Here is a 20,520-nt window from a genome sequence, read left to right on the forward strand (position 1 = left end):
GGCTGTTTATTTGGGGCTATACGTAATAAAAGGGATAATCATCTCTTCCAGCGAAATCCCCCCATGCTGAAAGGTCCCGTTGAAATAGTTGACGAATTGATTGTAGTTGTTCGGGTAAACGAAAAAGGCATCTTCCTTGGCGAATACATAAGCGGAACTGACGTGTACCTTCGGTAACTGTGCCTCATGGGGGTTTTTGATCACAAAGACATCCTTGTCGATGTAATTCAGGTTCTTCCCCTGTTTGTAGCGAAGATTCGTGTTGGTATTCCGATCGCCGATGATCTTGCTCGGCTTTTTCACCCGTATCGTACCGTGGTCCGTCGTGATAATGACCCGCACGTTTTTCTGCGCCAACCATTTCAGCACATCCAATAGGGGCGAGTGCTCAAACCACGATAAGGTCAACGAACGGTAGGCTGCGTCATCATTGGCGAGCTCGCGGATCATGGCTACATCCGTGCGTGCATGCGAAAGCATGTCCACGAAGTTATAAACCAACACATTCAGATCATTCTGCATGTACTTGTTGATGTTATCGAGCACATCTTTTCCCTGCTCCATGGTGATGACCTTGGTATAGCTATGGCGGATATCCTTACGGTACACGCGCTTTATCTGGTCGGCCAGGAACACATCCTCGTACAGGTTCTTTCCACCTTCATCGTCGTCATTCTGCCATTCGTTGGGGAACCGTTTCTCCATTTCCAATGGAGTCAGCCCCGAGAAAATAGCGTTCCGCGCATATTGCGTTGCGGTCGGCAAGATACTGTAATAATTGTCTTCCTCTTCCACGCGGTAATAATCTGTAATCACCTCGTTGATCACCTTCCACTGGTCATACCTTAGGTTGTCGATGAGGAAGAAGAATGTGGGTTTCTCAGGTTCAAGTTTGGGGAAAACCTTTTTCTTGAAAAGCTGGTGGGATAGGGTAGGTCCCTCCTCCGGATTTTTGATCCAATGCAGGTATTCCTTTTCGATAAATTTGGAGAACAACAGGTTGGCTTCAGACTTCTGCATGGTCAAGATTTCATGCATACCTGCGTCTTCCAATTTCTCCAAAGATAGTTCCCAGTACAACAGTTTCTTGTAGGCGTGTACCCATTCGTGGTAGCTGCCGATATCATTCATGCGCATACCCAGTTCCCGGAAGTCCTGTTGGTAGGCCATGCTGGTACGCTCGGAAATCAAGCGTTTATTTTCCGTGAATTTCTTGATGGTGAGTAGAATCTGTTTTGGATTGACAGGCTTGATCAGGTAATCATCGATCTTGGCGCCGATGGCATCTTCCATCAGGTGCTCCTCCTCGTTCTTGGTGACCAGCACCATGGGAATGGAAGGGTTAATCTCCTTAAGGATATCCAGGGTCTCCAATCCAGTCAATCCAGGCATATTCTCATCCAGAAAAACCAAGTCAAAGGGTTCGTTTTGAAATGCTTCCACAGCATCTGAACCGTTGTTTACTGTCTTTACTTTATAATCTTTCTGTTCTAATAATAAGATATGAGGTTTTAGGAACTCAATTTCATCATCTGCCCAAAGAATGTGGATTTTCTGCATATTACCTTTCCTTAATCGAGCTAATTTACATTTTTAGAAGCATACTTGGGGTTTATTTACCAGATTAAGTTAAAGGTTGCCTGACATAACTTGTTCAATTTTTTTGAAATTCGATAAAAAATTTGCCGTAATCCGGCTTTAATTTATTATATTTCAGTAATCCTACCGCCCGAGGGACATTATCCCATTCTAAGCTCTATTTTTTATAGATCAATAAGATAATCCTTAAATCCTTGCAAAAACCAAATTGGCCATACGCTGTCGTGTTTTGTTTTTTTTATCATTTTACACCTTGACTTGACATTTCCTCAATGCACAATTGGGGCAAAATCCGCTTTGCCATTGCTTAGGACCTTGTTCGACATGCATGCGGGGTGCGTCCGGGGTTTTAGCGAGGTGAGAGCGTCCTATAGGCACGGTCTCACCTCGCTCTCACCACGCTCTGACCACGCTCGCATGTCAGACAAGGTCCCTGTCCATTTTAAATCTATTGTCTGCTTACATGAGAAGTTTTGGCCATTGAAATGTATCCACAGGTGTTCGAAAAGCTTGATTTTTAAAAAAGTTGTTCAGTAATAATTAAAAAATTGTCAACTACATGTTGAAACATTCGTGTACGTTGTTCAATGGAATAATGTGGTGATATGGAGATGTTAGCGAGAAACTGAATGTTTGGGTATTGCTCAGAAAAGTAGTTGAAAATAGGTAATTACAAGGTTTTTGGCATTTTTTTAACATTAATTAAGTACCATGTATGTATCTTTGCCCGTATCTTAGACTTACTATATAGCATCCTGCTTGCGGTTGGGCGAAGGCATAATCACTATTTTTAGGCAATTGAATAAGAAAAAAATAATAAATGATCCTGTCTACGGTTTTGTTACAATTCCGTCGGGATTCATTTATGACCTCATCCAGCACCCCTATTTACAGCGCCTTCGGTATATCAAGCAGGTAAGCATGACACACCTGGTTTACCCCGGTGCACTGCATACGCGATTCCAGCATGTCATCGGTGCCATGCACCTGATGAGCTTGGCCATTGAAACACTGCGCGGTAAGGATGTCTATATTTCGGAGGAAGAAGAAGAGGCCGCATTGGCAGCAATCCTGTTGCACGACGTCGGGCATGGGCCATTCTCCCATTCCCTGGAACATACAATCGTCGAAGGTGTATCCCATGAGCTGATTTCGGCGCTGTTGATGGATCGCTTGAACCAGGAGTTTTCAGGCAAGTTGGATTTGGCCATTACGATTTTTAATGATCAGTATCCCCGTCGTTTCCTGCACCAATTGGTCTCCAGTCAATTGGATACAGATCGGATGGATTACCTGAACAGGGATAGTTTCTTCACCGGTGTGTCAGAAGGGGTGATTTCCTTTGACAGGATCATCAAGATGCTGTTCGTAAAGGATGATCAATTGGTCATAGAGGCCAAGGGGATCTATTCCGTAGAGAAGTTCCTGATTGCCCGTCGGTTGATGTACTGGCAGGTCTATCTGCACAAGACGGTGATCACGGCAGAGCAAATGCTCATACAGGCGCTAACCCGCGCCAAGGAGCTAAGTAATGCTGGAGAAGAGCTGTTTGCCACGCCAGCATTTGGCCATTTCCTGAAGAACAAGGTAAATAAAGATAATTTTTTAGCTGATCCGTCTCACTTGAAGTGGTTTACACGTTTGGATGATACGGATATCTTATCAGCGATTAAGATATGGACGGACCATAAAGACCCGATATTAAGTCTTTTATGTTCCAAAATAATAAAACGGGAGCTGTTCCGAACGGAGTTGAGCAATACACCCTTTTCGGAATCCTATAGACAAGAGATTAAAGAACGAGTAATTGAGAAGTTTGGTGTCGCGGAAGAAGATTTAGGCTACTACATCTATGAGCAGGTCATTGCGAACAATGCCTACGATGCAAGTGGCGGCAAAATATGCGTACTATTCAAGGATGGACAATTGAAGGATATTGCTGAGGCATCCGATCTATCCAACATTGAGGCACTTTCCCGGCGGGTGGAGAAATATGCGATTACCTATCCGAAGGAAATTGGCTATGTACCCCTGACCAAACAGACAATTATTAACATATAACTAGTTTTATTGCATGCAATTTACTGCTGAACAAATAGCGACCTTATTAAAGGGAAAGGTGGAAGGGGATTCCACAACGGTGGTTGATCAACTTTCCAAGATCGAGGAGTCAACCTCCCGAAGCCTAACCTTTTTGGCCAATCCGAAGTATGAACATTTCATCTACGAGATCGAAGCAGGGATCATCGTGGTGAATGAGGACCTTGCCCTACAGAAACCGGTCAAATCTACACTTGTGCGCGTAAAGAATGCGTATTCTGCATTTACGGAGCTGTTGAAGCTGTACGATGAAATGACTAACGATAAACGAGGTATTGAAGAGCCGAACGCGATTCATGAAACGGTGCAATTGGGAGAGGATGCCTATGTTGGCGCCTTTACCTATATCGGTAAGCATGTCAAGATCGGGAATAAGGCAAGAATCTATCCACAGGTTTTCATCGGTGATAACGTACAGATCGGGGATCGAGTGGTGCTGTTGCCCGGTGTAAAGATCTACAACGACTGTGTCCTTGGCGACGGTGTCATGATCCATTCCGGTGCGGTCATCGGCAGTGATGGCTTTGGCTTTGCGCCCCAGGGAGATGGAACCTATCAGAAGGTGCCACAGATCGGGAATGTCGTTATTGAAGACGATGTGGAGATCGGTGCCAATACGGTCGTTGACCGTGCGACATTGGGTTCCACACGTATCAAGAAGGGTGTCAAATTGGACAACCTGATTCAGATTGCGCACAATGTGGAGATCGGTAAGAATACCGTTATCGCGGCGCAGACAGGAGTGTCCGGCAGTACCAAAGTCGGTGAGAATGTCATTCTCGGTGGGCAGGTTGGCGTCGTTGGGCATATTACCATCGCCAAGGGCACACAGGTACAGGCGCAATCGGGAATTAACCGCTCCCTATTGGAGGAAAATAAAAAATGGGGCGGAAGTCCAGCATTTCCTTACAACAATGAATTGCGCTCTCAGGTCCTGTATGCAAAGCTTCCGGAAATGGAAAGACGTATCGCTGAGCTGGAAAAACAACTAAAAGAAAAAAATAATAGCTAACTTTACCCGATAATATTTTTTGCAAAACACGAATGCTAGATATGAATGTAAAACAGAGAACCATTAAATCTGACGTCCAATTTTCGGGCGTAGGCCTGCATACGGGGAAGCAGGTGAATTTGACTTTAAAGCCTGCGGCGGAAAACCACTGGTATAAATTCAAACGCGTGGATTTAGATGGTGAACCAATTGTAAGTGTGGATGCTGACAACGTGTCAAATACCGCAAGGGGAACTACAATTACGCAAAACGGCGCTTCTGTAAGCACCATCGAGCATTTGATGGCGGCATTGGTAGGACTGCAGTTGGACAACGTGCTCATAGAGATCGACGGTCCTGAAGTTCCTATCTTGGACGGAAGTTCAGCGATATTTATCGAGAAAATTCAAGAAATTGGCTTCCAAGATCAGGAAGCTGATCGGGACTTCTTCGAAGTGACCGACAACATACATTATACGGATCCTGAAAATAAGGTGGAGATTGTGGCCATGCCCGTAGATGGGTACCGCATTACCTGCATGATCGACTTCAACTCACCGGTGTTGGGCAGCCAACATGCGTCCATTAGCAATATCGATGAGTTCAGTAAGGAGATTGCCGGATCCCGTACCTTCTGTTTCTTGCATGAGCTGGAAGCTTTGGTGAGTCAGAACCTGATCAAAGGTGGTGATCTATCCAATGCGATCGTTATCGTGGACAAGGAAGTTTCAGAGGGCGAATTGGATAAGTTGCAGGATCTGTTCCACAAGCGAGTGGAAGTAGCGCAGGAAGGAATTTTGAACAATATCTCCCTACGCTATCAGAATGAACCTGCCCGTCATAAATTATTGGATATGATCGGTGACCTTGCCCTAGTCGGCAAGCCGATCAAAGGTCATATCATGGCAGCACGCCCTGGGCATGCTGCGAACGTGGCCTTTGCAAAACGCATCAAGGCACAAATGAAACGCGAAAAACAGAAAAAAGGCGTGAAGGTGTACGACCCGAATACGCCGCCGGTATATGATACCGTACAGATCATGAACATCCTGCCGCATCGTCAACCTTTCTTGATGATCGATAAGATTCTTGAGCTGTCCGAAACCCATGTTGTCGGTTTGAAGAACGTAACGATGAATGAAGACCTGTTCATGGGGCATTTCCCAGGAGCACCTTTGTTCCCGGGCGTTCTGCAGATCGAAGCGATGGCGCAGACCGGAGGTATTCTTGTACTGAATACCGTTCCTGACCCTGAAAATTGGTTGACCCTGTTCTTAAAGATCGAAAATGCACGTTTTAAGAACCAGGTTGTCCCTGGCGATACAGTGATCTTCAGCTGTGACCTGATTGAGCCTATTCGTCGTGGAATTGCACGGATGAAAGGAGTGGGTATGGTTGGAGATAAAGTCGTTAGTGAGGCCGAACTAATGGCACAAATTGTCAAGGTCAAAGGAAATTAATATTAGAATGATACAACCACTATCATATATCCATCCTGAGGCAAAAATTGCCCAGAATGTTGTTATCGAACCGTTTTCCACGATTCACAAAGATGTGGAGATCGGGGAGGGAACTTGGATAGGTTCCAATGTCGTCATCATGAATGGCGCACGGATCGGAAAGAATTGCCGGATTTTTCCGGGAGCCGTGATTTCGGGTGAACCTCAGGACTTAAAGTTTGAGGGGGAGATCACAACAGCGGAGATCGGCGATAATACCACCATCCGCGAGTGTGTGACCATTAACCGTGGAACAAAAGATCGCTATCGGACCGTAATCGGGAAAAATTGCCTGATTCAGGCATACAGCCATATCGCGCATGATTGTTTCATCGGCGATAACTGTATCTTTTCCAATTCCAGTACCTTGGCGGGCCACATTACCGTTGGTGACTATGTGGTATTGGCGGGAATGGTTGCGGTACACCAATTTTGTAAGATTGGATCCCATGCCTTCGTAACAGGGGGTACCTTGGTGCGCAAGGACGTTCCTCCGTATATCAAAGCGGCACGTGAGCCTATTTCCTATGCAGGTATCAACTCGGTTGGGCTTCGCAGAAGGGGATACAGCAACGAGCAGATCAATGAAATCCAGAACATCTACCGCGTCCTGTTCGTACAGCACAGTAATCTGGGTAAAGCCCTGGATTTGGTGGAAGCGGAGTTCGAAGCGACTGAATTGCGGGATGAAATCCTAGGATTCGTACGCGCCTCCAACCGCGGAGTTGTCAAAGGATTTGGACAAGGAAAATCGAGTATTTAATAAAACAGCGAATATTTGAATATAACTCTACATGATATTGGTAGAAGGTATAATAGAGAGTGGATTTTTCGCCACCTCGATTATACCTTTTCTTTTGGAAACAGTTACGCGATCCTAGGTCCGAACGGATCTGGTAAATCCACCCTGATCAAAGTATTGACAGCAGCACTCAATCCCAGTGAAGGGAAGCTGCAATACCTGCAGGATGGAAAGGAAAAGGATCACGATCAAGTTTTCCAATGGATAAGCCTTGCTGCGCCCTATGTCGAGTTGATCGAAGAATTTTCTTTAGCGGAAATGATCGATTTCCATTTCAAATTTAAGCCGACGAGCATGGATCGGCAGGAGATGGTGGATCTGTTGGGATTTGCAAAGCATGTGCAGCAGAAAGAGATCCGACACTTTTCATCCGGGATGAAACAACGGGTGAAATTGCTGCTGGCCTGTTGTGCGGACAGCAAAATTCTTTTTTTGGATGAACCGACCAGTAACCTGGACCGGGAAGGTGAAAAATGGTACCTGGACCTCTTGCAGAAAACAAAACAAGAACGTATATTGATCATCGGTTCGAATCAGGAGCATGAATATGCTTTTTGTGATGAATTTCTGCAAATTATGGATTATAAATAACGTGATACTCACGTTTTTTGTTATTTTTGCGCAAGAAATTAAGAATATATTATGGCAAAGGCTTCAGACGTTAAAAGTGGAAATATACTTCGTTTCAATGGAGAATTGGTATCGGTAGAGGAATTCATTCACCGTACTCCAGGAAACCTACGCGCATTTTACCAAGCGAGAATGCGTAATATCAAAACGAATAAATTAGTAGAATATAGATTCAGAACGGACGAAGAGGTAGAGATTGCACGTGTTGAGACCAACGACTATCAATACCTATACGAGGACGGCGAATTTTTCGTGGTAATGGACAACAATACCTACGATCAGTTCAATATCCCGAAATCCTTGTTCGGTGATTCTGCCCGTTTCCTGAAAGAAGGAATGAACGTAATCGTGGCATTTGAGAGCGACGAGCCGATCATGGCGCAGACTCCTGCAAGTGTGGAATTGGAAATTACCTACACTGAGCCTGCAGTAAAGGGCGATACTTCGACCAATGCGTTGAAAAGCGCAACTGTAGAGACTGGCGTAGAAATCCGCGTTCCTTTGTTCATTAACCAAGGTGATAAAGTAAAAGTAGATACACGTACCGGTGATTACATGGAACGTGTAAAATAAAGATTTTAGGTTTAGGTTGATTATTCGGTCTTGTTAGCTCCCAAGCTTCAAGGCCGTTTTTTTTGAAATTGATATGGATAAAGCAACGGCAAGGGCAGCCTACAAACTGAAGAGAACGAACCTTTCCATTCCAGAGGTGGAACGGATGGACCAGCAATTGTTCCAGCAATTGCAGGCATTCGATTGGTCAGGCATTACCTACCTGCACTGCTACCTCTCCATTGCTAAATTCAAGGAATACGATACCATGCCCTTCATCGAGTGGATTTGGGAAAACTACCCAAAAATCCATATCGTGATCAGTAAATCTGATTTTGAAACCCACGAGCTGAAGCATTACCTGATGGAAAAGGACGCTCCTCTGGAACACAACCCATGGGGAATACCAGAGCCCGTGAATGCCCCGGAAATCGATGTGCAGCAGATCGATGCCGTCGTGGCGCCGTTGTTGGTGGTCGACCGTGCTGGAAATAGGATAGGGTACGGAAAGGGCTTTTACGATCGCTTTTTCGCAGCCTGCAGACCGGATGTGCAGAAGCTCGGCATTTCTTATTTTGTACCCATCGATCACATCGATGGTATCCAACCTTGGGATATACCCATCTCGGTCGTCTTTACTCCAGGAGGGACCTATGAGCTGGGATAGATTCGGGTTCGCCGGTCAGAAATATCAGGAAAATTATAATCTTCGCGCCAAATCGGCGTTTTAATAGTAGAGGGTTGATCAAATGGTGCGTAAAAGGGGTTTTTCCCGGAGCCATTGGATAAAGGAGTACGGAGATCTGCCCAGTAGATCATCCAGAATAAAGAAAGATTTGTCTAAAAAGCTGAGGTAAACATCATTCATTATTTACTCCCTGTACTGTGAGGATCTGGCGGAAATTGCCGGACCTTAAAAATTCAAAATCGAAATGCCTAAAGGTATTTCCAGTTTCCTAAGCTTTTTAGACTTACTTTCTAATCCCTATTTATAGAGAATTCTAAATTTTATCGTGTTTTCCACCTGTTTCAGTTGTTTTAAGACCGTTTTGTCGTAGGCGGCATCAATATCCGTAACGGCATAGCCGATCTCACCACGGGTCATCAGGAACTGTGAAAAGATATTGATTTCATGCTCTGCATAGATCTTGTTGATCTGCGCCATAACACCAGGAACGTTCCGGTGGATGTGCAGTAAGCGGTGTGCTCTTGTCAGCTTCGGCAACAGCAGGTTCGGGAAGTTCCGGCTCTGGTCCGTATCCCCGTTATTGATGAAAGCGGCCATTCGGCGTGGGATAAATTCCGCATTGCGTTTCTTCCCCTTTTTATCATCGAACACCACAATACCCTTTTCATTGCAGATCGCTTTGGAAAGATGGCCTTTGACATCGCCCAGATACCCGATAGTCTTGAGTTTGTCCGCCCGGGATAGGACCTCATCGTCAATCGTTTCACCAGGACCTAGCAATAACAGCCCTACATCTTTCACGTATTTTTCTTCCAAGGTATCCTTAATCCGGATGGATAGCCCATCATTTTTGAGGATATGTGCCGCTATTTCCGGTACATCGCCGACAATTAGGCATAGAATCCTGTTTTTTGGGTAGGAAATGGCCCTTGGCAGGTCGTTGACATAGAGGAATTCATCAAAAGATGGTGTGATATGGTCCGCGCGATCCGTAACGGATTGGCGGGAGATATTCTCCGTAAAGGCGTAGAATTTCTCGATCAGTCCGGATTCTTTCAGCTGGAAATCCGAATAGCCATCCCCAATACCAAAGATGCGTCCCTCGATATTCAACTGCTGCAGTAATTTGACCTTACCACCTTCATCGGAAAGCGGATTATGTTCATCATAGCCCACAATATTGCCGGCCTCATCGAATTTAAACGTGTTGGCGTAGATGTTCTCCTTCTGGATATGGTATTGGCTCACGACAGGGGTAATGAACTCCTTAAAGCCTCCCGAAACGATCCATGCGGTGTCGGAATGTTTTTTGAAGAATTCCTTGTTGCGGCTGAAGGATTTGGACACCTTTTTCTTGAGGTGGGTAATCAATTTGTCCAGGTGGCTGCGGTTTGCCTGCAGTAATTTTACGCGGCCCGCCAAGCTCTCCCGAAAGGAAATCTTCCCCTCCATGGCCAAGTTGGTGAAACGTTCGATCTCCTTGTAGATTTCCTCCTGATCCGGATGATGCTCCAGGGAAATTCTAGCCAATTCGTCCAAAGCCTCGACTTGGGTAAATGTGCTGTCGAAGTCTATGATGTAATAATTTTTCACTTTTATTGCGTTTAGATTGTTTTCGCGTAATAGGTCTCGCAGACCTCTTTCAACGTCTGGTCCACAGGTTTGAAGCTGTAGTTCAGGGTTTTCACAATTTTGCTGTTGTCGTACTGCATCCTGTTGTTGGCTGCGCGTGCTGTTTCGGCGGTTAGTGCCGGTTTCTTGCCGTTGATGAGCGATGCAACCTTGGACATGCGCCATGCCAGCGAGAGCATCACGGGTGTGGCCTTGATCCGCGGTGCAGGTTTGTTCATCAATGTGCTGATCTTGGTTAACAATTCCTGGTTGCTGATGTTATCGGCATTCAGGATAAAGCGCTCACCGGAAATACTGCTGTTCATCAGGGCGATCATGATTTTGGCAACGTCACTGACATCGACAATTCCGACGGATCCCTGCGGATAGATTTTATTGCCTTTGTCGACCATATCGAAGATGGCACGCGAACCTCGCTCGCCCCAACCGATCCCCATGATTATGGATGGATTGACAATAATGGCATCCAAGCCCTCTGCAATACCGCGCCAAACTTCCATCTCACTTTCGTATTTGGCCAACGAATAGTTTGATGTCTTCGGCAGACGCTCCCATTTGTCCTTTTCGCTCACGGGCAGCCCTTTTTTATTGGTGCCCAGGGCAGCAATGGAACTCACGTGCAGCAAGCGGACCTGATGGAGCATGCATAGGTTAACAATGTGCTTGGTCCCCTCGATGTTGGTCTGGAACATCTCGGAAGCATCGGATTTCTGGTAAGAAACCTTGGCTGCGCAATGATAAACCTGTTTAATCTTGGGGAACAATTCTTCCAGAGCAAAGTAATCCGTGATATCAGCGTCTACCCATTGGATCAGGGAAGATGCCTTTAAATGATCCGGAATGATGGAGGATTCGCGTTTCAGGGCAATCACACCCTGCCCATCATCAATCAGATATTGCAAGAGTGTAGATCCCAAAAATCCTGTGCCGCCTGTTACTAAAATCACTTCCTAACTTATTGTTGAAAAATTGTGTACTTCAAAAATAAGGTAATAAATGCATATTTGCTAAATACTAAAGCATAAACACCTGATTTTTTCGGGTTTTACATGAACTATATGACATTAGCTGACTTTTTATCGCCGATTGCAATACAAGATCTTGGCCTCCCCGAGGATTACTACAATTCTCAATTCGGAAAATCCATCGAAAAATACGTTGACACGTTTCCAAAATGGGAGGAGGAAGATGAAGTGCCGCAGATTGCCATATTTGGGGTAGAGGAAGGTCGCGGAGCTTTCAACAACAACGGTACGCAGAAAGGACCTGATGTGGTCCGCCGACACCTGTACGACCTCTACCAAGGGGATTATACGGTGAAGATTGTCGATTTGGGCAACATTAAAGCCGGCTCTACCGTAAAGGATACGTACGTGGCCATTAAACTGGTTATGGAAGAACTGATGAAGCAAAACATCCTTCCGATCCTGATCGGAGGTGGCCAGGATCTGACCTATGCACAGTATACAGCATACGAAGGTATGGAGCAGCGTGTGGACGTGGCGGTGATTGACTCCCGTTTTGATCTGGATCAGGAAAATGCGGAAGACATGCCCTTGAATTCACAGACCTACCTGAACCATATTATCCTCCACCAACCCGACTACCTCTTCAACCTGAGCAATATTGGCTACCAGACTTACTTGGTTAGCAAGGAGTCGATCAATATGTACGATAAATTGTTTTTTAATGCCATGCGTCTGGGTTCCTTTTCCGGGAAATTGGATCAAGCCGAGCCGATCATTCGTTCTGCGGATATGGTCAGTTTTGATATTGGTGCCATCCGTGCTTCTGAGGCGGGAGGGAATGCCAATGCAGGACCGAACGGTTTATATGGCGATGAAGCCTGCCAATTGGCGCGCTATGCTGGGATGTCCGACAAATGTACCTCTTTCGGAATTTACGAGTACAACCCGACCTTCGACCCAATGGGCCATACAGGGATGTTGATCGCCCAAATGGTATGGTGCTTTATCGATGGATACTATAGCCGCAAGAAAGATGCGCCGATGTATCCGAAATCGAACTACATCATTTACCGGACAACGTTGGAAGCAGAGGATTATGAATTGGTGTTCGTCAAGAGCAAGAAATCGGATAGATGGTGGATGCAGGTTCCTTATTTTGGATCCAAATCGGTCAATGAACGGTTCTATTTGGTTCCATGCCGTTATGAGGATTACCAGATGGCTGTCGCTGGCGATATGCCCGACCTCTGGTGGAAGACACATCAAAAATTGCAATAATAGTTAACACGATAGATTTGGAGATCCTATACCCCTTGATCGTAGTCCTTTTGGTACTCATCTGTGCATACTTTATCTGGCGGAATGGGCAGGCTGTGTCCAAGGAGGCCTTTCAGAAAGAGCAGGATGCAGTGAAGGATTTGCAGATCGCATACGCCAAGATGCAGGAACGTGACAGGCTTTTGCAGTCGGAAAAGGACCGGATTCAAGAAGAACTGCGTTTCGAAACCGCTGCCAAGCAATCGCTGGAGCGCAGTCTGGAAGCGACCAATGCCTATCTGCAGGCCCAACAGGAAAAATTTACCGAGCAGAAGGAAGAGTTAGAAAACCTACGGTCTCGGTTCAATGCCGAATTCCAGGTCCTTGCCAACCAGATCCTGGAGGAGAAATCGCAGAAATTTACCCAGTTGAACCAGCAACAGATGGCGCAGGTGCTGGATCCACTGAAGGAGAAGATCAAAACCTTTGAGGAAAAGGTGGAGAAGACCTACCAACAGGAATCATCGGAGCGGAACGTTTTAAAGGGCGTGGTGGAGCAATTGATGCAGCAGAGTATGCAGATCAAGGACGAAGCCAATAATCTCGCTAAGGCGCTGAAAGGGGATAATAAGAAGCAGGGGAATTGGGGAGAGGTTATCTTGGAAAGGGTATTGGAGCGATCGGGCTTGCTGAAAGATCAGGAATACCGGTTACAGCATGCCTTGATCGATGAGGAGGGAAGACGATTCCAGCCGGATGCCGTCATCTACCTTCCAGATGAAAAGCATTTGGTGGTCGATGCCAAGTTATCTTTGATCGCATATGAACGTGCGGTCAATGCGGATACGGATGAAGATCGTCAGCTCTTTGTGAAGCAGCATGTGCAATCGATCGAAAACCACGTTAAGGAACTCTCTGCCAAAGATTATCACCGACTTTACGGGATTCAATCGCCGGACTTCGTTCTGCTGTTCATCCCGATAGAATCCTCCCTGAGCCTAGCGGTCAATCATAAACCAGAACTTTTCAGCGACGCCTGGGATAGAAGGGTCGTCATCGTCAGTCCATCCACTTTATTGGCTACCCTACGGACCATTGCGAGTGTGTGGAAACAGGAGCGACAGAACCGGAATGTGCTCGAAATTGCCAAGGAAGCAGGACTGCTCTACGATAAATTTGTAGGCTTCCTTTCCGATATGGAGCAATTGGAACAGATCCTCCAAAAAGCCACTGACAAGCACGCCGATGCCATGAAAAAACTGAATTCAGGCTCCGGAAATGTAATCCGCAAGGTGGAACAGCTCAAAACCCTCGGCGCCAAAGCCAATAAGCAAATCGGGGATAGGTACCTCGAATAGATATTAGATGTGAGATTTGAGATTTGAGATATTAAGGCGGCTATTAGTCGCCTTTTTTTTGGGGTCAATTTGACTTTTTTGAAAAATGTCCCTTATTATCTCAAGCATTTCTCCCGCTTTCTATCTCACATCTCACCTTTCACTTGCCACAATTAAAGTTTAGTTTGCCCGTTTTCTATCTCATACCTCACATCTTACATCTCACATCTAAAAGTTGGTTATCCCGATTTCTATCTCACATCTCATATCTCACATCTCAAATCTATTAGCTACCTTTAAAGCATAAGTTGAATCTCGCTAAACTCGTGCATTATGGAAGACATGATTCTCTACAATCGTCTGCAATTTGCTTTTACCATTACCTTTCATTACCTCTTTCCGCAATTGACCATGGGTCTTTCGCTCATGATTGTGTACTTCAAGTGGAAATTCCTACGAACCAATAACGTGGTGTATAACGATGCGTCGAAGTTCTGGATGAAAATTTTTGCGTTGAACTTTGCGATGGGTGTGGTGACAGGGATTCCGATGGAATTTCAGTTTGGGACCAATTGGGCCAAGTTCTCGGAATTGACGGGAGGAATCATTGGGCAGACGCTGGCGATGGAGGGGATGTTTTCCTTTTTCTTGGAATCTTCTTTTCTGGGCATGTTTCTCTTTGGGGAGAAGTTGCTTGGTCATAAGCTCCACTTTGTTGCGGGATTTCTGGTCTTCCTGGGGTCCTGGGCTTCGGGTTACCTAATCTTGGCGACCCATTCCTGGATGCAGCACCCCGTAGGTTACGAAATTCTGGAAAACGGAAAGTTCGTACTGAATAACTTTGGCGCGCTGTTCAATAATCCGTGGCTATTGCCATCTTACCTCCATAACCAAGCTGGATCCCTGATTACGGCATCTTTCTTTATGGCGGGAGTTGGCGCATTTTACCTGCTCAGCAACCTGCATCAGCAATACGGCAAGATCTTCCTGAAAACGGCTGTCATCTTTGGCTTGATATCATCTGTTGCCGTTGCTTTCCCCACTGGGGACCTGGTGGCGAAGAATGTCGTGAAATATCAACCTGTCACATTTGCCGCCATGGAGGGGATCTTTGAAACCGAGCATGGCGGGGCTGAGATCATTCTGATCGGTCAGCCGGATATGAAGAATAAGAAATTGGATAATAAGATTGCAGTGCCGAATGTGCTCAGCTTCCTGACCTATCAGCGTTGGCATGCCACGATCAAGGGGCTGAACGAATTTGACGAAAGCATACATCCCACGAATGTCCCGGGATTGTACTACAGCTACCACATTATGGCCGGCCTCGGTACGATCTTTATTGCAGTGATGGCCATTGCGGCCTTCCTGCTCTGGCGCAAAAAGCTGTACGATACCAAGTGGATTCTCTGGGCCATGATGTTCTTGATCCCTTTTCCATATATCGCCAATACCGCAGGGTGGTACACTGCGGAGTTAGGGCGTCAGCCTTGGTTGGTATATAACCTGATGCGGATGGTGGACGGGATCTCGCCAACGGTATCTTCTGGGAATACCCTGTTTACCCTATTGGGATTCGTTGGGCTCTATCTCCTGTTGGGCTTGCTGTTCCTGATGTTGGTTTTGAAGATTATTAGAAAAGGTCCGGAAACAAAAGTTGCTTTAAAATAACGTGCTATGGAATTATTCTGGTTTATAGTTTTAGTGGTTATGCTGGGGGTCTATGTCATCCTTGATGGTTATGATTTTGGTGCCGGTATTGTGCATCTTTTCTTTGCGAAGACCGATGAGGAACGCAAGGCGGTGACCAATTCCATTGGTCCGTTCTGGGATGCGAACGAGGTTTGGCTGATTGCATCAGGTGGAGTCCTTTTCTTTGCCTTTCCTACATTGTATGCTTCGGCATTCAGTGGGTTCTATCTGCCCTTGATGCTGGTTTTGTGGTTCCTGATTTTCCGGGCGGTAGGTCTTGAGTTGCGCGGACAGATTCACAACCGCCTGTGGGAGCGGTTCTGGGAAACAGCATTCGGTATAGCGAGCCTCTGTTTGGCACTGTTCTTTGGTGCTGCCTTGGGCAATGTTGTCCGTGGCGTTAACCTGGGAATGGTCGAAAATGGGGTTTCCACTGTCGAGCCTCAATATTTCTTTCTGGAGCTCTGGAATCCCACATTGGATCCGATGGCGGAATCCCACGGCATCATCGATTGGTTCACCATCCTGATCGGTTTGGTATCCGTACTGACCTTGACCATCCACGGTGCCAATTGGGTCATCCTCAAATCGTCCTCATCCTTGAATGCACGGCTAAAACCCGCCATATTTAAGATCAATATTGCACTGGCCATCCTGGTCATTTTGACGTTCTGGCTGTGGGAGCATGTAAAGCCATTTCCGCTGAACAATCTTTTTGCCCATGCATGGCTCTGGATATTTCCCGCTATTGCGGCAACTGGACTCATCGGCCAGTTTTGGATCCGACGGTTCAAAAAAGATGGTATGGGCTTTATGTTCTCCACCCTCTTTATCTTGGGGAGTCTCGGCACGACCGTGGCATCCCTGTTTCCAAACGTGCTGCCTTCCACAAACACTGTAAACCCATCCCTGACCATTTATAATGTGGCCGCTGCGGACTATGAGCTTTCGGTAGGGGTGTACTGGTTTGTGATCGCGCTGCTGTTGGTGATTATCTATTTCATTATCCAGTTCCGGGTCTTCCGCGGAAAATTGGATGACGTCGGCTACGGCGAACATTAAGGAGAGCTCGTGCTACGGGTTTTGGTACAAATTACCACCGAATAGCTATCCATCTATCCGCCAATCAATCCAAGGGGATAAAATAGCTACGTCCTCCATATCGACAAAAGCCTCGCCGCCCCATTTTTTGGTCTGCTGAAGCAAACCAAAAAATGGGGCGGCGGGGCAATTTTATGCTAGGGCCTTTGCTAAAATAGTTACACCCCTCTGGGGTTGCCCTAGTTCAGGCATTATGTATGGCTATGAGATGTTGTGTTATTAATCATAATGACTCAATCCTTCCGCCCGTTTTCTATCTCACATCTCAAATCTATCATCTCACATCTCAAAAACTAGTAGCCCGCAGCCTTGTCATCGCCACGCGGGTCTGCTCCAGTTTGGAGTTTTCCATTCTTAAGGATAACAATGTTTTCCACGCGGCCGATAGGTCCTCTTTTATGGATGGTATAACCATCTTCGGTTAGGCTCTGCCGGGTTTTTGCATCAATTGCCTTTTCTTCCACATCAATGCGATCAGGTTGCCATTGGTGGTGGAAGCGTGCTGCACTCACCGATTCCTGCGCTGTCATGTCAAATTCAAGGACATTCAGGATCGTCTGGAATACAGAGGTGATAATGGTTGAGCCTCCAGGCGTACCCACGACCATTTTCAACTTCCCATCCTCTTCGATGATGGTCGGTGTCATCGCACTCAGCATGCGTTTTCCAGGGGCAATGGAATTGGCCTTACCGCCCAATAGACCGTACATATTTGGAGAGCCCGGTTTTACGGAGAAATCATCCATTTCGTTGTTGAGGAGAAATCCTGCGCCATCCACCCACACGCAAGAACCATAGGATCCATTGATGGTCGTGGTCAGGGATACGGCATTTCCATTCTTGTCTACGATGCTATAGTGGGTCGTCTCTTCGGATTCATAGCCCGGGAATTTCGCTGCCTTGACGGCATCGCTAGGGGTTGCTTTCGCTAAGCTGACCTTAGCCATGCGCTCCTGGTTGAATTTGGCATCCGTCAGGTTCGCGACCGGTACGCGGTAAAAGTCCGGATCGCCCAAGTGCGTTGCGCGATCCGCATAGACGCGTCTTTCCGCTTCTACCATCGCACGGATGGTGCTGTCGCTCTGGAATCCCCATTCTTTTAGTGGGTACTTTTCCACGGATTGCAATAATGCCATTAATGCCACACCGCCGCTGGACGGGGGAGGCATCGAAATTACCTTGTAGTTCTTATACTGACCAACAATGGGATCACGCCACGCCGCTTGATAATCTTCCAGATCCTTCAAGCTGATAATACCGTTTCCACGGTTCATCTCAGCCACGATAAAGGCTGCGGTTTCCCCTTTATAGAAGCCATCTCGACCTTGCTCCGCAATGCGGGTCAAGGTTTGGGCAAGTTCCGCTTGGACAAAATTATCGCCAGCCTTCCACTCCGTATCGCGAATGATGGCGGCACCATTGGGGTTATATTTTTGGAATCGTGCTTTATATCTGTTGAATTCGCCGGCCTGCTGTTCCGTAATCGGAAATCCTTTTGCTGCCAGGTCGATTGCTGGTTGAACGAGGTCCTTCCAAGGCAGGGTGCCGTATTTCTTATAGGCGGCATCCATGCCTGCTACCGATCCTGGTACACCCGATGCCAATTGGCCATACAGGCTAAGATCGGTTATAGGATTGCCGTCTTTATCCAGGTACATGTCGCGGCTGGCCTTTCCCGGCGCTTTTTCACGGAAGTCCAGGGACGCTACGGAACCATCTCTTCCACGATAGACCAAGAAGCCGCCTCCGCCCAAATTCCCCGCATTTGGATAGACAACTGCTAGCGCAAATTTTACGGCAATCGCCGCATCCACCGCATTTCCGCCCTTTTTTAAAATCTCAACACCCACTTCGGATGCCAGTGGATGGGCCGTCACAACTGCACCGTTATTGAATACATCCTGCTCACTAGCAGATTGTTGGTGCACCGAGCAGGAACCCAGTAGCATGACGAATAAGAATAAATAAAGTAAGTTAGGTTTTTTCATCTCGCTAAGATAATAATTTGGTAATATTAGATGAATATATTTAACTTGAATAAAAATTTAACCTATGCGGATATTTAGCCTCTTCGTATGCCTTTTCTTGGCCCTTTCGGTACATGCACAGAAGGTCAAAATCCTAACCTATAACATCCACCATGCTAATCCCCCTTCGAAGCCTGGCGTAATCGATATCAATGCCATTGCGAAGGTAATCAATGAATCAGGAGCGGAAATCGTAGGGATCCAGGAAGTGGATATCTTGGTGTCGCGATCGGAGATGATGAACCAAGCGGAGAAACTCGCCGAGCTGACCGGCATGGAGTACTATTTTTCAAAGGGCATCAATTTGGAAAAAGGATACTATGGTACCTTGATCCTGAGCAAGCACAAGATCGTCGGCAAGCGCCGGTATGACCTGCCAATGCCTGTTGCCAGTGAAAATCGTTCGCTCGCCATTGTGGATGTGCAGTTGCCGGATGGAAAGACCATCTCCCTAGCCAATACACACTTGGACCTTAAGGAAGAAAACAGGATAGAACAAGCTGCATTCATCAATGAACTGGGGGAGCTGTATAGCAAGCCACTGATTTTGGTAGGCGACCTGAATGCAAAGCCGAACTCAAAGCCCATCAAACTGCTTGAGCAATATTTCGTGCGCAATACAAAGGACAATAAACCAACTTCCCCAAATGTGAATCCGAAAAATGAAATCGACTACATCATGGTGTTGAACAATATGAAGTTTTCCTGGATCAGCTATCGCGTGATTGCCGAAACGTATGCTTCGGACCACCTTCCGTTAGTTGCGGAAATAGCATTTAATTGATAGGTCGCGGATTAGCGCAGCTTTTCATTGTTCTTATGCCTATCGGCATCGCGGATGCTCTTTTTCTCGAGATTCTTTTCCAGAGCTTCGGTTAGATTGATGCCGGTCTGGTTGGCCAGACAGATCAGTACAAATAGTACATCCGCCATTTCGTCCGCCAGATTGACCTCTTTATCCGACTTCTTGAAGGATTGTTCGCCATACTGCCGAGCCATGATCCGAGCAACTTCGCCCACTTCCTCCATCAACATGGCTGTATTCGTTAATTCGTTGAAATATCGTACGCCGGTGGTTTTTATCCACTGATCGACGAGGTTCTGTGCTTCTTCTATGGTCATTTTTTTCAGCTTAATGATTGTCCTTGTCCTTGGTATTCATGATGATGGTCACGGGACCATCGTTGCGGAGGTCTATTTTCATATCACCACCGAAAACACCCATTTGTACTTCCTTGCCCAACAGTTCGCTCAGGTATCGGCCCATTTCTTCATACATGGGTTTCGCAAGGTCCGGCTTTCCCGCGCGAATAAAAGATGGACGGTTCCCTTTCTTGGTCTGGGCAAAGAGCGTGAATTGCGATATGAGTAGGATGTTTCCATCGATGTCCTGAACAGACTTGTTCATAAGTCCCTGCTCATCGGAGAATATCCGTAGGTTCACCAGCTTTTGGCCCAGCCATTTCATATCTTCGGCACTGTCTTCTTCCTCAACCCCAAGGAGTACCAATAGTCCATTTTCGATCTTTCCGGTAATGTCGTTGTCCACAGTGCAGGATGCATGTGTGACACGTTGAATAACTGCTCGCATATTGGCTCTAAAATAACTAGAAAATACCTTTTTGCGGTCGTTTTCGGCAATTTA

18 protein-coding genes are annotated in these 20,520 nt (G+C 46.4%); 12 read left to right on the forward strand and 6 right to left on the reverse strand.

The annotated features are described in order from the left end of the window. Nucleotides 1-6: 6 nt before the first annotated feature. Nucleotides 7-1,560 (reverse strand): T9SS response regulator signal transducer PorX, encoded by a 1,554-nt coding sequence (gene porX, locus G6N79_RS05025; protein ID WP_103905456.1) that lies wholly within the window; start codon nucleotides 1,558-1,560, stop codon nucleotides 7-9. An 837-nt stretch (nucleotides 1,561-2,397) separates the two neighbouring features. Between porX and G6N79_RS05030 the strand changes: the two genes are divergently transcribed. From G6N79_RS05030 to G6N79_RS05060, 7 genes are all read left to right on the forward strand, one after another. Next, nucleotides 2,398-3,660, forward strand: coding sequence for an HD domain-containing protein (locus tag G6N79_RS05030; protein WP_164527202.1), 1,263 nt, complete (start codon nucleotides 2,398-2,400; stop codon nucleotides 3,658-3,660). A 13-nt stretch (nucleotides 3,661-3,673) separates the two neighbouring features. Continuing rightward, nucleotides 3,674-4,711: a UDP-3-O-(3-hydroxymyristoyl)glucosamine N-acyltransferase gene (gene lpxD / locus G6N79_RS05035; RefSeq protein WP_103905455.1), complete on the forward strand. Its 1,038-nt coding sequence runs from the start codon at nucleotides 3,674-3,676 to the stop codon at nucleotides 4,709-4,711. 41 nt (nucleotides 4,712-4,752) lie between these two features. Further along, nucleotides 4,753-6,150, forward strand: coding sequence for a bifunctional UDP-3-O-[3-hydroxymyristoyl] N-acetylglucosamine deacetylase/3-hydroxyacyl-ACP dehydratase (locus G6N79_RS05040; RefSeq protein WP_200818761.1), 1,398 nt, complete (start codon nucleotides 4,753-4,755; stop codon nucleotides 6,148-6,150). Between the two features lie 7 nt (nucleotides 6,151-6,157). Beyond that, nucleotides 6,158-6,952 carry an acyl-ACP--UDP-N-acetylglucosamine O-acyltransferase gene (lpxA, locus tag G6N79_RS05045; RefSeq protein ID WP_103905453.1) on the forward strand — a complete coding sequence of 265 codons (795 nt, stop codon included), beginning with the start codon at nucleotides 6,158-6,160 and terminating at the stop codon, nucleotides 6,950-6,952. A 15-nt stretch (nucleotides 6,953-6,967) separates the two neighbouring features. Next, nucleotides 6,968-7,582: an ABC transporter ATP-binding protein gene (locus tag G6N79_RS05050; RefSeq protein WP_103905452.1), complete on the forward strand. Its 615-nt coding sequence runs from the start codon at nucleotides 6,968-6,970 to the stop codon at nucleotides 7,580-7,582. 51 nt (nucleotides 7,583-7,633) lie between these two features. Then, nucleotides 7,634-8,194 carry an elongation factor P gene (gene efp, locus G6N79_RS05055; protein ID WP_103905451.1) on the forward strand — a complete coding sequence of 187 codons (561 nt, stop codon included), beginning with the start codon at nucleotides 7,634-7,636 and terminating at the stop codon, nucleotides 8,192-8,194. Between the two features lie 73 nt (nucleotides 8,195-8,267). Beyond that, on the forward strand, nucleotides 8,268-8,840 hold the full coding sequence (locus tag G6N79_RS05060) for a 5-formyltetrahydrofolate cyclo-ligase (RefSeq protein WP_103905450.1): 573 nt from the start codon (nucleotides 8,268-8,270) through the stop codon (nucleotides 8,838-8,840). Nucleotides 8,841-9,158: 318 nt separating this feature from the next. Here G6N79_RS05060 and G6N79_RS05065 read toward each other — a convergent pair whose 3' ends face one another. Then, complete coding sequence (locus tag G6N79_RS05065; RefSeq protein ID WP_103905449.1) at nucleotides 9,159-10,454, reverse strand: HAD-IB family phosphatase; 1,296 nt, start codon at nucleotides 10,452-10,454, stop codon at nucleotides 9,159-9,161. 11 nt (nucleotides 10,455-10,465) lie between these two features. Next, nucleotides 10,466-11,440 (reverse strand): NAD-dependent epimerase/dehydratase family protein, encoded by a 975-nt coding sequence (locus G6N79_RS05070; RefSeq protein WP_103905448.1) that lies wholly within the window; start codon nucleotides 11,438-11,440, stop codon nucleotides 10,466-10,468. A gap of 111 nt (nucleotides 11,441-11,551) precedes the next feature. Between G6N79_RS05070 and G6N79_RS05075 the strand changes: the two genes are divergently transcribed. From G6N79_RS05075 to cydB, 4 genes are all read left to right on the forward strand, one after another. Beyond that, a complete protein-coding gene (locus tag G6N79_RS05075) occupies nucleotides 11,552-12,739 on the forward strand; it encodes a formimidoylglutamase (protein WP_103905651.1) in 1,188 nt (395 codons plus the stop codon). Nucleotides 12,740-12,756: 17 nt separating this feature from the next. Next, nucleotides 12,757-14,076 carry a DNA recombination protein RmuC gene (locus tag G6N79_RS05080; protein WP_234993160.1) on the forward strand — a complete coding sequence of 440 codons (1,320 nt, stop codon included), beginning with the start codon at nucleotides 12,757-12,759 and terminating at the stop codon, nucleotides 14,074-14,076. A gap of 312 nt (nucleotides 14,077-14,388) precedes the next feature. After that, on the forward strand, nucleotides 14,389-15,726 hold the full coding sequence (locus G6N79_RS05085; RefSeq protein WP_103905447.1) for a cytochrome ubiquinol oxidase subunit I: 1,338 nt from the start codon (nucleotides 14,389-14,391) through the stop codon (nucleotides 15,724-15,726). A 6-nt stretch (nucleotides 15,727-15,732) separates the two neighbouring features. Then, nucleotides 15,733-16,809, forward strand: a complete 1,077-nt coding sequence (cydB, locus tag G6N79_RS05090) for a cytochrome d ubiquinol oxidase subunit II (protein ID WP_103905446.1) — start codon at nucleotides 15,733-15,735, stop codon at nucleotides 16,807-16,809. A gap of 332 nt (nucleotides 16,810-17,141) precedes the next feature. Here cydB and ggt read toward each other — a convergent pair whose 3' ends face one another. After that, complete coding sequence (gene ggt, locus G6N79_RS05095; RefSeq protein ID WP_103905445.1) at nucleotides 17,142-18,836, reverse strand: gamma-glutamyltransferase; 1,695 nt, start codon at nucleotides 18,834-18,836, stop codon at nucleotides 17,142-17,144. A gap of 64 nt (nucleotides 18,837-18,900) precedes the next feature. Between ggt and G6N79_RS05100 the strand changes: the two genes are divergently transcribed. Then, complete coding sequence (locus G6N79_RS05100; RefSeq protein WP_103905444.1) at nucleotides 18,901-19,659, forward strand: endonuclease/exonuclease/phosphatase family protein; 759 nt, start codon at nucleotides 18,901-18,903, stop codon at nucleotides 19,657-19,659. An 11-nt stretch (nucleotides 19,660-19,670) separates the two neighbouring features. On the opposite strand, the gene G6N79_RS05105 is transcribed toward G6N79_RS05100, so the two are convergent. Both G6N79_RS05105 and dtd read right to left on the reverse strand, forming a co-directional pair. Continuing rightward, nucleotides 19,671-19,997 carry a nucleotide pyrophosphohydrolase gene (locus tag G6N79_RS05105; protein ID WP_103905443.1) on the reverse strand — a complete coding sequence of 109 codons (327 nt, stop codon included), beginning with the start codon at nucleotides 19,995-19,997 and terminating at the stop codon, nucleotides 19,671-19,673. Between the two features lie 10 nt (nucleotides 19,998-20,007). Next, nucleotides 20,008-20,466, reverse strand: coding sequence for a D-aminoacyl-tRNA deacylase (dtd, locus tag G6N79_RS05110; RefSeq protein WP_103905442.1), 459 nt, complete (start codon nucleotides 20,464-20,466; stop codon nucleotides 20,008-20,010). Between the last annotated feature and the right edge of the window lie 54 nt (nucleotides 20,467-20,520).

Origin of the sequence: Sphingobacterium lactis (assembly GCF_011046555.1) — a bacterium.
Classification (GTDB): domain Bacteria; phylum Bacteroidota; class Bacteroidia; order Sphingobacteriales; family Sphingobacteriaceae; genus Sphingobacterium; species Sphingobacterium lactis.